Raw genomic sequence first — 12929 nt, forward strand, 5'->3', positions numbered from 1 at the left:
AAGTTAATGAAAGATAGCCCTTTAATTTTGGTTGTTGATGACAATCTTCAAAATATAGAACTCATGCAAGCTTATCTTGAACCCAAGGGATATAAAACAGTAACAGCGACTGGCGGGCAACAAGCATTAGATATCTTAGCACAACAACCTGTAGACCTTATTTTACTTGATATAATGATGCCCGGTATGAACGGTTTTGAAGTAACGCGCCGTGTTAGAGAAAATGCTGTATTAAAACTTTTACCTATCATACTTATTACTGCTTTAAGAGAGACAAAAGAACGAGTAAAAGGAATTGATGCTGGTTGTGATGATTTTATTACAAAGCCTGTAGATAAAAACGAGTTGTTATCGCGTGTTAAGTCCCTTCTTAAAATTAAAGACTATAACGATTTAAGAACTAATTATCAGAAGCAATTAGAAGCTGAAGTAGCCCAAAGAACTGAGTCATTAAAACAAGCAATGCAAGCTATTAAAGACGCATCGCTTGAAACAATTAATAGATTAACTAAAGCTGCTGAATATAAAGATGAAGAAACTGGTGCGCACATTCAACGTATGAGTTTGTATTCTGAGGCCGTTGCACGCAGTGTAGGGCTAGATGAGGGAACAGTTGAAAATATTTTATTTTCAGCGTCGATGCATGACCTCGGAAAGATTTCTACACCTGACCATATTTTGCTTAAAGCAGGACAATTAGATGCTGCAGAATGGGAAATAATGAAACAGCACACCGTTGTAGGCGCCAGCATACTTTCAGGTTCTGATTCTGAGGTTATTAAACTCGGTGAAATTATTGCCCGCTCACATCATGAAAAATGGGACGGCTCTGGTTATCCTGATGGCTTAAAAGGTAATGAAATTCCAATTGCAGCACGCGTAGTTGCTATTGCTGATGTATTTGATGCTCTCTCCTCAAAACGTCCTTATAAAAAATCATTCTCACAAGAAAAAACATTTGCCATTATTAAAGAAGGTAGTGGGAAGCACTTTGACCCCGCAGTAGTGGATGCTTTTTTTGCAGTTCAAGAAGAGATTTTAGCAATTAAACAAAAGTATGCTGAAAAGTAACACGTCCATAATTAATTAGAGGGAACCCCATGAACGGACCAAACCCCAATAATCCTTCACCAATGGAAGGTTTTCCTCAAGTAGGTTTTTATATTTGACGATAAAACAATAAATACGCTGCTAGATATAGCTTGGTGGGATTGGAGCAATGAAAAAATCACTGCTCATTTAGATACTATAACTCAAAATAATTTAGATGTGCAGTCTAAAATTTAGCACTACCACTCAAACATGTAGGCCATTTTGCTTATTGTTTTAAGCGGGACATTATGCGAGTTACGTTTAGCATATAAGTGCTGCATTGATTTGTCTTTCACTTCACCCACTATCACTTCTTTTACTTGATAACCTAAAGCAACAGCAGCTTGAGTGTAAGCTATAAATTCCCACTTTTTAATATTGGTGTTATCTACAATTACCAATGGCATACCTTGAGCAAGTGCATTTATAAAGCGCGCTAAATTTAAATTATGAAATTGCGACAATTTAAATTTATCGAAATGATATTCGCCCAGCTCATTAATAAAGTAATCATCAGTTGAGCAGATTAGGTATTGGCTTTCGTCAACTCCACCTAATTCGTCAGCAAGGCTTTGCGCGTAGTAAGACTTACCGCTTCCTGGTAGTCCTCGTAAAATAAAAACTTGTTTCATAGCATCGATTTTTTAAGTGTGAATAAATATTAATTTGATTTGTTTGTTAATAATGCCACAAAATCATTAAATTTAAGAGCAACAAATCATAATAGTAGTAATTAAACTCTAAAAACTGTTTAAAAATAAACCGCATGCATAAAAACTTTTAAAGAGTTGCCCACAATAGTTTTTTTATTCAACTTTACTAGGTAAGATACAGGGTTCAAGTGCAGCGCCGTTTATGTGCAATTTATGCCCGAGTGCTGCGCACAGTTAAAATAAAATAGTTAGGCAACTTATATCATTGGAGTGAAGATGAGCCATTTAGCGATTTCAGAGCTATTAAAAGGCAATGTTGCGGTAGACAGCCAAGTAACAATTAAGGGCTGGATCCGTACTCGCCGCGATTCAAAAGCAGGAATTTCATTTTTAGCCGTTCATGACGGTTCGTGTTTTGATCCTATTCAAGCGGTAGTTCCTAATTCACTGAATAATTATGATGAAGTTACTAGCTTAACAGCCGGTTGTTCTGTGTCGGTTACTGGTGTTTTAGTACAATCTGCTGGTCAAGGTCAATCTTACGAAATTCAAGCTAATACAGTGACTGTATTAGGTTGGGTAGAGAACCCAGATTCATACCCAATGTCGGCAAAACGCCACAGCATTGAGTACTTACGTGAGCACGCTCACCTTCGCCCTCGTACAAATATGATTGGCGCGGTAACTCGTGTACGTAACTGTTTAGCACAAGCTATTCACCGTTTTTACCACGAGCAAGGCTTTTACTGGATCAGTACGCCAATTATTACGGCAAGTGACTGTGAAGGCGCTGGCGAAATGTTCCGTGTGTCTACGCTTGATATGCAAAACTTACCGCTTACAGACAAAGGCGAAGTTGATTACAGCGAAGATTTCTTCGGTAAAGAAGCATTCCTTACTGTATCTGGCCAGTTAAATGGCGAAACTTACGCGTCTGCAATGTCAAAAATTTACACGTTTGGGCCAACATTCCGTGCAGAAAATTCAAATACATCACGCCACCTTGCAGAATTTTGGATGGTAGAGCCTGAAGTTGCGTTTGCTGATTTAGAAGACATCGCAAAACTTGCTGAAAATATGCTTAAGTATGTGTTTAAAGCCGTACTTGAAGAGCGCCGTGATGACATGGAATTTTTTGCACAACGTGTAGAAAAAACCGCAATTACGCGTTTAGAAGAATTTGTAGAAAAAGACTTCGCACAGGTAAATTACACTGAAGCAGTAGAGATCCTTAAAAACTGTGGTAAAAAGTTTGAGTACGCTGTTGAATGGGGTGTAGATTTACAATCTGAGCACGAGCGTTACTTAGCTGAAGAGCACTTTAAAGCACCGGTAGTTATTAAAAACTACCCACGTGACATTAAAGCATTCTACATGCGCCAAAACGAAGACGGTAAAACCGTTGCCGCAATGGACATTGTAGCACCCGGTATTGGTGAGATCATTGGTGGTTCACAACGTGAAGAACGCCTTGATGTACTTGATGCACGCTTAGAAGAAATGGGCTTAAACAAAGAAGATTACAGCTGGTACCGCGATTTACGTAAATACGGTAGCGTGCCACACTCAGGCTTTGGTTTAGGCTTTGAACGCTTAGTTGCTTATGTAACAGGTATGGGCAACGTACGTGACGTTATTGCCTTCCCTCGTACTAAAGGCAGCGCAACTTACTAATACTAAGTTAGCCGTTTATAAATACTAAAAACCAGCCAATTGGCTGGTTTTTTTGTGTCTTTAATTTACCGAATAAAAAAGCCGCAGCACTCAAAGAGCACCACGGCTTTCAACCAGAATAAATTTTGCTTAATTAAGCGCTATAAAGCACTCTCTAACTGTGGCAGTACTTCAAACAAATCAGCCACTAAACCGTAATCAGCGACTTGAAAAATAGGTGCATCGGGGTCTTTATTAATCGCGACAATTACTTTTGAGTCTTTCATACCGGCTAAATGCTGAATAGCACCGCTAATACCTACTGCAATATATAAATTAGGCGCTACAATTTTACCTGTTTGCCCTACTTGCATGTCGTTAGGTACAAAGCCTGCATCAACCGCTGCGCGCGACGCACCAATCGCTGCACCGAGTTTATCGGCAATACCATTAAGTAGTGCAAAGTTTTCACCGTTTTGCATACCGCGACCACCCGATATAACCACAGTGGCAGCTGTAAGTTCAGGTCGTTCAGACTCTGTTTGTTCAACACTTACAAAGCTACTTAATTGCGAATCAGACACTGTATCAATGCTTGTTATAGCCGCTGCTGATTGCTCGCCTTGTAAATCAAAGCTACTAGCACGTACGGTAATTACTTTTTTACTGTCGAGTGATTTAACTGTTGCGATTGCATTACCTGCATAAATTGGACGTTTAAATGTATCGGCGTCCACTACTGCGATAATTTCAGAAATTTGCGCAACATCTAATAACGCAGCAACACGTGGCATAAAATTTTTGCCTGTTGTAGTAGCACTTGCAACAATGTGGCTGTAGGTGTCGCTAAGAGATAAAACTAAATCGCTCATGCTCTCAGCTAACTGATGTTCATAAACGCTATTATCGGCAACTAAAACATTAGCTACGCCATCAATGCTGGCCACTTGTGAGCTCATTGCGCTTAGGCTGTTACCTGCAATAAGTACATCAACAGGAAAACCAATTTTTACTGCGGCGTTAATAGTTTTTGAGGTTTCTGGTTTTAAGGCACCGTTGTCGTTCTCTGCAATTACGAGTGTTTTCATTTAAATCACCTTTGCCTCTGTTTTTAATTTTTCTACAAGCTGTGCAACGTCTTCAACAATAATTCCTGCGGTACGTTTAGCTGGCTCTTCTACACTTATTAATTGAATACGCGGTGTTAAATCAACACCAAGCGAATCAGCTGCTATTACTTCAAGCGACTTACGTTTGGCTTTCATAATATTTGGCAGTGATGCGTAACGAGGCTCGTTTAAGCGTAAATCAGTTGTAACAACCGCCGGTAAATTAAGTGCTACCGTTTGCAGGCCCCCATCAACTTCGCGGGTCACGTTTACTTTGCCATTTTCAATAACAACCTTGGATGCAAATGTACCTTGGCCACGTTTAGTTAAAGCCGCTAGCATTTGACCTGTCTGATTATTATCTGAATCGATTGACTGTTTACCTAAAATTACAAGTTCTGGAGATTCTTGCTCTACAATTTTAGCGAGTAGCTTTGCAATATGGAGTGACTCGAGCTTTTCATCGGTTTCGATGTGAATGGCTTTGTCGGCACCCAGTGCTAATGCTGTGCGCAATTGCTCTTGCGATGCTTTAGGACCAATAGTAACAGCAACAACTTCATTGGCTGTACCGGCTTCTTTAAGGCGGATTGCTTCTTCTATAGCAATTTCACAAAACGGGTTCATTGCCATTTTTACGTTGGTTAAATCCACGTCGCTGTTATCACTTTTAACGCGTGCTTTTACGTTGTAATCAATCACTCTTTTTATTGGTACGAGAACTTTCATAGGAACTCCATAATTATTTAAACCTACAAGGTAACGTGCACGTCAACTTATTTATTTTATGAAATTAGACTACTTCCTGTTGACGTAAACGTCAACCTAAAATAACCTTTAACTATTCACAGTCTGTAACGTTTAATTTGCAAGGTTAAAAATAGGCTGTACACCTTATTTAAATGCGTAGTAAACATTCGAATAAGTCCGTCATAGATAAAGAGGTTATTATGGTCGAACGTGAAACCATGGAATTTGATGTAGTAATTGTTGGCGCAGGCCCTGCGGGGCTTTCAAGTGCAATTAAACTCGCGCAATTAGCACAAGAAAAACAACAAGAGTGCATGATTTGCGTCGTCGAAAAAGGTTCTGAAGTGGGTGCACATGTACTCTCAGGCGCTGTTTTTGAAACCAAAGCTTTGGATGAACTGCTACCAAATTGGCAAGAGCTTGGCGCACCGGTTACAACCAAAGTAACTAACGATGAAATTTATTGGTTTAATAACGAGCAAAAATCGACATCAATCCCCCACTTTGCTACGCCAAAAACATTTCATAATGACGGTAACTACATTGTATCTATGGGTAATGTATGTCGCTGGCTTGCTGAGCAAGCTGAAAGCTTAGGCGTAGAGATTTTTCCAGGATTTAGCGCACACTCTTTAATAATTGAAGATAAAGCAGTAAAAGGCATTATTACTGGTGATATGGGTGTCGACAAAGACGGTAATGAAAAAGACGGTTACATGCCTGGCATGGAGCTTCGTGCAAAATACACTATATTTGCAGAAGGCTGCCGAGGTCATTTAGGTAAGCAGCTAATTAATGAGTTTGCACTTGATGCAGATTCATCGCCGCAGCATTACGGTTTAGGCTTTAAAGAAATTTGGCAAATTGATGAAAGTAAGCATGAGCTCGGCAAAGTTGTTCATGGTACAGGTTGGCCACTTAGCGGCGATACTAATGGTGGTGCATTTATGTATCACAGTGAAAACAACCAAGTCGTTGTAGGTTTAATTGTTGATTTAAATTACTCAAACCCACATTTAAGCCCGTTCGATGAGTTTCAGCGAATGAAGCACCATCCAGTATTTAAAAACGTACTTGAAGGCGGTGAACGTATTGCTTACGGTGCGCGTGCTATTGCTAAGGGCGGTTTACATTCATTACCAAAAATGCATTTTGCTGGTGGCTTAATTATAGGGTGCGATGCAGGCACACTTAATTTTGCAAAAATTAAAGGTAATCACACCGCAATGAAATCAGGAATGGTTGCCGCTGAAGCTATTTTTGAAGCATTGCAAAATGAGTTGGCAAATACCGATTTAACTCATTATCAAACTGCGTTTGAGCAATCGTGGGCATATAAAGAGTTATATCAATCTCGTAACTTTGGCCCTGCTATGCACAAATTAGGTAAATTTATAGGTGGTGCGTATAACACGCTTGATCAAAACATTTTTAATGGTGGTTTACCCTTTACGTTTAAAGATAATACGCCCGATCATTCAACCCTTGTTGATGCTAACGCCGCTGACAAAATAGCGTACCCAAAGCCAGATGGACACCTTAGCTTTGATAAACTCTCAAGTGTGTTTTTATCAAATACTAACCACGAAGAATCACAGCCTTGTCATTTAAAGCTCAAAGATGTGTCAATCCCTATTAACGTAAACCTAGTTAAATTTGATGAACCCGCACAACGTTATTGCCCAGCAGGCGTTTACGAAGTACAAGAAATAGCAGGCAATAAAGAGTTTGTTATTAACGCCCAAAACTGTGTGCACTGTAAAACCTGCGATATTAAAGACCCAAGCCAAAACATTACCTGGGTAACCCCAGAAGGTGCTGGTGGGCCAAACTACCCTAATATGTAACTAAATTATGCGTTATATACACATATAGTCACTTTTTTTACATATAAATTATAAACATATCCTAAATTGCAGGGGCTTCGGCCCCTTTTTTACGTTATGCTAATAGTAGTTTTAATAATAAGAGTGTTATCTATGCCGTCGTCAAAAGTTGTTTTTCGTTTTTTAGCAGAGCCTACCGATGTTAATTTTGGTGGTAAAGTTCATGGTGGAGCAGTCATGAAATGGATTGACCAAGCAGGCTATGCATGTGCTGCGGGTTGGAGTGGTCACTACTGCGTAACGGTTTCGGTTGCGGGTGTAAAATTTAGACGCCCAATTCTAGTAGGTCAAATAGTCGAAGTAGAAGCTAAAATTGCCCATACGGGTAGAAGTAGCATGCAAATATTTATACAAGTGCGTTGTGGCGATCCAAAAACACAAAATATGGTTGAAACAAATCATTGTGTTATCAGCTTTATTGCAATGGATGAAACGGGTTACCCAATAGAAGTGCCTTCGTTTAAAGCTGTAACAGAAGAAGATATTAAATTAGAAAATTACGCTATAAAAATGAAAGAAATAGCAATTGAAACAGAAAACTTGCTTCATACAGTGTAATTACTAGTTTAAATAAAGTCAGGCTATGTAAAAAACTCATTATACTTTGTAAAACATACAACTTATTTTAGAGTACTCAATTACACAAAAGTTCACTTTGATTATAAAACACGCTAAACACCGTAAAAACCAATACAAAAGAATTAATTAAGGCGTGTTTTTAATTCATTTTAATATTGGCACGCTCGCTGCAAGTAGATAATTGAAGTTTGATTAATGAAATCAAGCATTTGATTATTTTTTGTAAAGGAGCTATTCAATGATTAAAACACTTTCTCTTTCAGCTATTGCACTAGCAACACTGGGTTTTAACTCTGCAGCACACGCTGACATTTCTGATTTCGATTCTCCACGTATTTATACTGGTATCGGTTACGGTCAATATTCTTTTGAATTTGAAGACAGTGATAACGACACTGACTTTGACGACGATGCACAAATGCTTAAGGGTTACGTTGGTGCACAATTTAACGAGTACTTAAGCTTAGAGCTTGCTTATCAAAACTTTGATGAAGTAAGTGATATAGACAGCAAAGCTGAAATTGATGGCGTATCGCTTGCCGCACGTTTGGGCTACCCTATAACAGAAAGCTTTTCTGTGTATGCAAAAGGCGGTTGGCTTGAATGGGATGCAGATTACACACAAGATTTACCAGTAGGTGGCGTATCAGCGTCTACAGATGGTGGTGATGCATTTTACGGCGCTGGTATTGAATACGCGCTTACAACAAATGTACAATTTCGTTTAGAGTATGAGCGTTATAAACTTGATGACGACATTGACCCAGATATGGATGTAGCGTCTGTATCAGTTCAATACATGTTTTAATTAGTCTTTAGCATGTATAAAAGGTAAGCCCAAGGGCTTACCTTTTTTGTTTTAGACTCTTTTTAAATATATTAATATAAACCAATCAGTCTAATAAACAACTTTAAACCGTTTGGTCTATAATGCCAAGTGCATTAAATAAGTGTTCTATTATAGCACTAAGAAAATAGCGCAATAACAAGGCAAAATTATAATATATAATTGTTATCACTAATTGCTCCCTGCATTGCTCTACCTCCTGCATCCATGCAGTCAACTATGAATAATTCCTAACAAAGTAAGTGCGCTATTTAATGCAGTAGAATAATCATATTTTTAATAAAATTGGTATACGCAATAAACTTGCTTACATTAATGCCATAAATGCTAAATGCGGGTAGAATAGCGCTCTATTTTATTTGTACTCGAGTACTATGAGCGATTATACCATTTCGGCTATTGGCCACATTCAATCTCCTTATAAACAAAAGTTTGCTATACCTAGGCAACCACGTTTAGTGCCACAAGCTAAAGCAAAGCTTATATTTGCCCCCGATTTTAATCGCGAAGAGTTTGTACGTGGTTTAGATGAATTTACTCATATTTGGTTATTATTTCGTTTTCATGAAACAGCCGATAAAGGTTATTCTGCCATGGTGCGCCCGCCTCGTTTGGGTGGCAATGAGCGAAAAGGTGTATTTGCGACTCGTGCTACATTCAGACCAAACGCAATTGGAATGAGCGCCGTAAAACTTGAAGGTATTGAATATAAAAATGGACAACTTAGCTTATTACTCGCTGGCATTGATTTACTTGATGGCACACCGATTATTGACATAAAACCGTATTTGCCGTATTCAGACTCTATGCCGGATGCAAGTGCTGGCTTTGCAGATACACGCCCTGAAACACAAATGACGGTTGAATTTAGCCCTCAGGCAATTGAGTTTGTTAATGCGCAAACACAATACCCAGATTTACATGATTTTATTGCCAATGTTTTAAAACAAGATCCTCGCCCTGCATATAAAAAACAAAAAGACGGCGAGCAGAGCTATGGTATGACTCTGTATAATTATAATATTCGCTGGCAAGTCAATGGCGAGCATAACGTAGTAACAAGCATAGAAAAAAACTAAATAACTCAGTTAGCGCTTTAGTGTAAAAGCATCCGCTGGTAAACTTAAGCTCTATTAAAAGATTATAATTACTCTATTTCGGAAAAAACATGCGTACAAGCCAATATATACTCGCAACACTTAAAGAAACGCCATCAGATGCTGAAATCGTATCGCATCAGTTAATGCTTAGAGCCGGTATGATCCGCCGCGTCGCTTCGGGTTTATACACTTGGTTACCCTCTGGTTTACGCGTGCTACGTAAAGTAGAAAACATTGTACGTGAAGAGATGGACAAAGCAGGTGCAATTGAAATGCTTATGCCTGTTATTCAACCTGCTGATTTGTGGGAAGAGTCTGGCCGTTGGAATGAATTTGGTCCAGAGCTTATGCGCTTTACAGACCGTCATAACCGTACATTTGCACTTGGCCCAACACACGAAGAAGTAATAACTGATTTCGTACGTAAAGAAATAAGCAGCTACAAGCAATTACCAGTTACTTTATACCAAGTACAAACTAAAGTACGCGACGAACGTCGTCCTCGTTTTGGTGTAATGCGTGCTCGTGAATTTACAATGAAAGATGCCTACTCTTTTCACTTAAGTGAAGAGTGTTTAGATGCGACTTATCAAGCAATGCACAAAGCATATTGTAATATTTTTGAGCGTTTAGGCCTTGATTACCGCCCTGTTATAGCCGATACAGGCTCTATTGGTGGTAGCGTATCGCACGAGTTTCATGTACTTGCTGAGTCGGGCGAAGATGCAATCGCGTTTAGTGATGGCAGTGATTACGCCGCTAATATTGAAAAAGCAGAAGCACTGGCACCAAGCGAGCCTCGCCCTGAAGCATCAAAAGAGCTTAAAGCGTTTCCAACTCCTGACGCTAAAACGATTAACGAGCTTAAAAAACACTACGGTGTTAAGCCACATCGCGGTGTTAAAACGTTAATTGTTTATGGTACGCCTGATGAAAACGAAGTACGCGGTTTAGTAGCCTTAGTACTGCGTGGCGATCACGAATTAAATGAACTAAAAGCTGAAAAGCACCCATTAGTAGACTCTCCGCTTGAAATGGCAACAGAGGCAGATATTGTTGCTGCTATTGGCGCAAAACCTGGCTCATTAGGCCCTGTCGGCTTATCTATGCCTATTATTGTTGATAGAGCCGCTAACATACTTGCTGATTTTGTTGCCGGTGCAAATAAAGACGACGAGCATTACAGCGGTATTAACTGGGATCGTGACGTAACTGATTACGAAGTTGCTGATATTCGTAATATTGTTGAAGGCGATATGAGCCCATGTGGCCAAGGCGTTTTACAAATTAAACGTGGTATTGAAGTAGGTCATATTTTCCAACTTGGCACTAAATACTCAGAAGCGATGAAAGCGGGTGTATTAAACGAAGGTGGTAAAAACCAAACCATGACTATGGGTTGTTACGGTATTGGTGTTTCACGTATTGTTGCTGCTGCTATTGAGCAGAACAACGATCAATACGGGATCATTTGGCCAAAATCAATCGCGCCATTCGATTTAGCAATTGTTCCAATGAACATGCACAAATCACATCGTATTCCTGATATTGCAAATAACCTTTACCAAGGTTTAAAAGATGCTGGTCTTGATGTGTTATTTGATGACCGTAAAGAGCGCCCTGGTGTTATGTTTAACGATATGGAACTCATTGGTGTGCCATTTACGCTAGTAATTGGTGAGCGTAACCTTGACGAAAACAAAGTTGAGCTTAAAAACCGCCGTACAGGTGAAAAGCTAATGATTGATATCGATACAGCAATTGATGCAATTAAAGCAGCCGTTAAAGGTTAAGCTAAAAATACTTATAAGTAATTTTAAAACCGCTTTTTAAAAGCGGTTTTTTTATACCTAAATTTTATGCGTGTTATTTGGCTTTAGTATTACTGTCGTATAATTGTCATTTTTATTCCCTAAAGTATTTAACCTGATGTAATGGTCTCCTCCCTATACGGCATCTATGTGCCATGATTAAAGTGGTTACAATAATCAAAGGGAGAAGACCAAAATGAAGATTACAACAATTGGTTTAGACATAGCAAAAAGATTTTTCCATGTGGTGTGCTGCAATGAACAAGGGCGCTTAGTTAAAAAGAAAATGTTAAAGCGTGCGCAAGTGTTATCTTTTTTCCAACAACACACTACGTGTTTAGTTGCTTTAGAGGCCTGTGCAACTTCTCATTTTTGGGCTCGAGAAATCAGAAAATGTGGTCATCAGATTAAGCTTATTCCACCTCAGCATGTAAAAGCCTTCTTAGTTGGCAATAAAAATGATTATAACGATGCTTTAGCAATTAGCGTTGCTTCAAAACAACATCATATTAAGAGTGTCTGTATAAAATCAGTTGAGCAACAAGATAACCAAGCACAGCACAAAGCGAGAGAATTAGCGGTCAGACAAAGAACGGCACTATGCAATCAAATCCGAGGCTTAACTGCTGAATACGGAATTATTTTAAATCAGGGTGTAAACACAATACGCAAAAGTATCCCCCTAATTTTAGAAGATGAAAATACCGGATTATCAGGCGCATTTAAAGCGGTACTAAAGCAGTTAGAAACACAATTGAGTAACTTAGACAGCTGCATTGAAACTTACAGTACATTAATAGTTGAAACAGCAAAAAATAATGATATTTGCCAACGGATCCAAACAATACCTGGATTTGGTCCTATGGTATCAAGCGCCTATTTCAATGAAGTTGGAAATGGCAGTAACTATAAAAGAGGCCGCGATGTTTCAGCGTCTTTAGGTATCGTTCCGCGTCAACACAGTAGTGGCGGAAAAGATACTTTACTTGGGATAAGTAAGCGAGGAAATAGCTACTTAAGGTGCCTGTTGATCCAAGGAGCAAAAGCTGTTGTCTCAAGAGCAAAAACGAAGAATGATAAATTAAGTCAATGGATAAACCGACTGGTTCAAACTCGAGGGCATAATCGAGCATGTGTAGCTTATGCCAACAAGATGGCGAGAATGGCTTGGGCTATTAGCGCTTCAGGTGAGAGTTACTCACCCGTATAAATACTCTTCAAAGAATTGCGTAAGTGGCTAAAACGATGACATAACAGGTCAAACCTGCATATTGAAAACCTATAGAGTTCAGTGGTAGTAAATACCGATAACCTGATCAGGACAATATGCGCGGATTACATCAAGGTCAGAAGTAATAATCTTCACTAAAAGACCGTATATATGACAGCAAACCTGTCCCTGCTATCGTTGAATGACACCTTGCAATACTGGAGGAGACCATATATGAA

The 12929-nt window shown here is 39.1% G+C and carries 11 protein-coding genes; 8 read left to right on the plus strand and 3 right to left on the minus strand.

Annotated elements, in window-relative coordinates:
* The first annotated feature begins 6 nt into the window (after positions 1 to 6).
* On the plus strand, positions 7 to 1071 hold the full coding sequence (locus GQR45_RS12330) for a two-component system response regulator (RefSeq protein ID WP_165726095.1): 1065 nt from the start codon (positions 7 to 9) through the stop codon (positions 1069 to 1071).
* Between the two features lie 218 nt (positions 1072 to 1289).
* Here the strand turns inward: GQR45_RS12330 and GQR45_RS12340 are convergent, their stop codons facing one another.
* On the minus strand, positions 1290 to 1724 hold the full coding sequence (locus GQR45_RS12340) for an ATP-binding protein (RefSeq protein ID WP_121953997.1): 435 nt from the start codon (positions 1722 to 1724) through the stop codon (positions 1290 to 1292).
* Positions 1725 to 2021: 297 nt separating this feature from the next.
* On the opposite strand from GQR45_RS12340, the gene asnS reads away from it, so the two are divergent.
* Positions 2022 to 3419, plus strand: coding sequence for an asparagine--tRNA ligase (gene asnS, locus GQR45_RS12345; RefSeq protein ID WP_010552735.1), 1398 nt, complete (start codon positions 2022 to 2024; stop codon positions 3417 to 3419).
* Positions 3420 to 3559: 140 nt separating this feature from the next.
* Here asnS and GQR45_RS12350 read toward each other — a convergent pair whose 3' ends face one another.
* Complete coding sequence (locus GQR45_RS12350; protein WP_165726096.1) at positions 3560 to 4486, minus strand: FAD-binding protein; 927 nt, start codon at positions 4484 to 4486, stop codon at positions 3560 to 3562.
* Positions 4487 to 5236 (minus strand): electron transfer flavoprotein subunit beta/FixA family protein, encoded by a 750-nt coding sequence (locus GQR45_RS12355; protein WP_165726097.1) that lies wholly within the window; start codon positions 5234 to 5236, stop codon positions 4487 to 4489.
* Positions 5237 to 5457: 221 nt separating this feature from the next.
* Here GQR45_RS12355 and GQR45_RS12360 point away from each other — a divergent pair, with 221 nt between their 5' ends.
* The 6 genes from GQR45_RS12360 (at position 5458) to GQR45_RS12385 (ending at position 12690) form a co-directional block, all read left to right on the plus strand.
* Positions 5458 to 7104, plus strand: a complete 1647-nt coding sequence (locus GQR45_RS12360; protein WP_165726098.1) for an electron transfer flavoprotein-ubiquinone oxidoreductase — start codon at positions 5458 to 5460, stop codon at positions 7102 to 7104.
* Positions 7105 to 7236: 132 nt separating this feature from the next.
* Positions 7237 to 7701, plus strand: coding sequence for an acyl-CoA thioesterase (locus GQR45_RS12365; RefSeq protein ID WP_007586808.1), 465 nt, complete (start codon positions 7237 to 7239; stop codon positions 7699 to 7701).
* Positions 7702 to 7960: 259 nt separating this feature from the next.
* Entirely contained in the window at positions 7961 to 8530 is a 570-nt protein-coding gene (locus tag GQR45_RS12370) for an outer membrane beta-barrel protein (RefSeq protein ID WP_007586810.1), read from the plus strand.
* Positions 8531 to 8943: 413 nt separating this feature from the next.
* Entirely contained in the window at positions 8944 to 9648 is a 705-nt protein-coding gene (gene tsaA / locus GQR45_RS12375) for a tRNA (N6-threonylcarbamoyladenosine(37)-N6)-methyltransferase TrmO (protein WP_007586811.1), read from the plus strand.
* 89 nt (positions 9649 to 9737) lie between these two features.
* The gene (locus tag GQR45_RS12380) at positions 9738 to 11462 is read left to right on the plus strand and encodes a proline--tRNA ligase (RefSeq protein WP_024589214.1); all 1725 of its coding nucleotides are present in this window, start codon (positions 9738 to 9740) and stop codon (positions 11460 to 11462) included.
* Between the two features lie 214 nt (positions 11463 to 11676).
* On the plus strand, positions 11677 to 12690 hold the full coding sequence (locus GQR45_RS12385; RefSeq protein ID WP_165725710.1) for an IS110 family transposase: 1014 nt from the start codon (positions 11677 to 11679) through the stop codon (positions 12688 to 12690).
* The last annotated feature ends 239 nt before the right edge of the window (positions 12691 to 12929 follow it).

The sequence above is a fragment of the Pseudoalteromonas sp. SA25 genome (assembly GCF_011378705.1).
In the GTDB taxonomy this organism is placed as follows: Bacteria; Pseudomonadota; Gammaproteobacteria; order Enterobacterales; family Alteromonadaceae; genus Pseudoalteromonas; species Pseudoalteromonas arctica.

Bases quoted from the DNA above. Each gene is read 5' to 3' on its own strand.
- GQR45_RS12330 (WP_165726095.1), top strand. From the start codon at position 7: ATGAAAGATAGCCCTTTAATTTTGGTTGTTGATGACAATCTTCAAAAT.
- GQR45_RS12340 (WP_121953997.1), bottom strand. From the start codon at position 1,724: ATGAAACAAGTTTTTATTTTACGAGGACTACCAGGAAGCGGTAAGTCT.
- asnS (WP_010552735.1), top strand. From the start codon at position 2,022: ATGAGCCATTTAGCGATTTCAGAGCTATTAAAAGGCAATGTTGCGGTA.
- GQR45_RS12350 (WP_165726096.1), bottom strand. From the start codon at position 4,486: ATGAAAACACTCGTAATTGCAGAGAACGACAACGGTGCCTTAAAACCA.
- GQR45_RS12355 (WP_165726097.1), bottom strand. From the start codon at position 5,236: ATGAAAGTTCTCGTACCAATAAAAAGAGTGATTGATTACAACGTAAAA.
- GQR45_RS12360 (WP_165726098.1), top strand. From the start codon at position 5,458: ATGGTCGAACGTGAAACCATGGAATTTGATGTAGTAATTGTTGGCGCA.
- GQR45_RS12365 (WP_007586808.1), top strand. From the start codon at position 7,237: ATGCCGTCGTCAAAAGTTGTTTTTCGTTTTTTAGCAGAGCCTACCGAT.
- GQR45_RS12370 (WP_007586810.1), top strand. From the start codon at position 7,961: ATGATTAAAACACTTTCTCTTTCAGCTATTGCACTAGCAACACTGGGT.
- tsaA (WP_007586811.1), top strand. From the start codon at position 8,944: ATGAGCGATTATACCATTTCGGCTATTGGCCACATTCAATCTCCTTAT.
- GQR45_RS12380 (WP_024589214.1), top strand. From the start codon at position 9,738: ATGCGTACAAGCCAATATATACTCGCAACACTTAAAGAAACGCCATCA.
- GQR45_RS12385 (WP_165725710.1), top strand. From the start codon at position 11,677: ATGAAGATTACAACAATTGGTTTAGACATAGCAAAAAGATTTTTCCAT.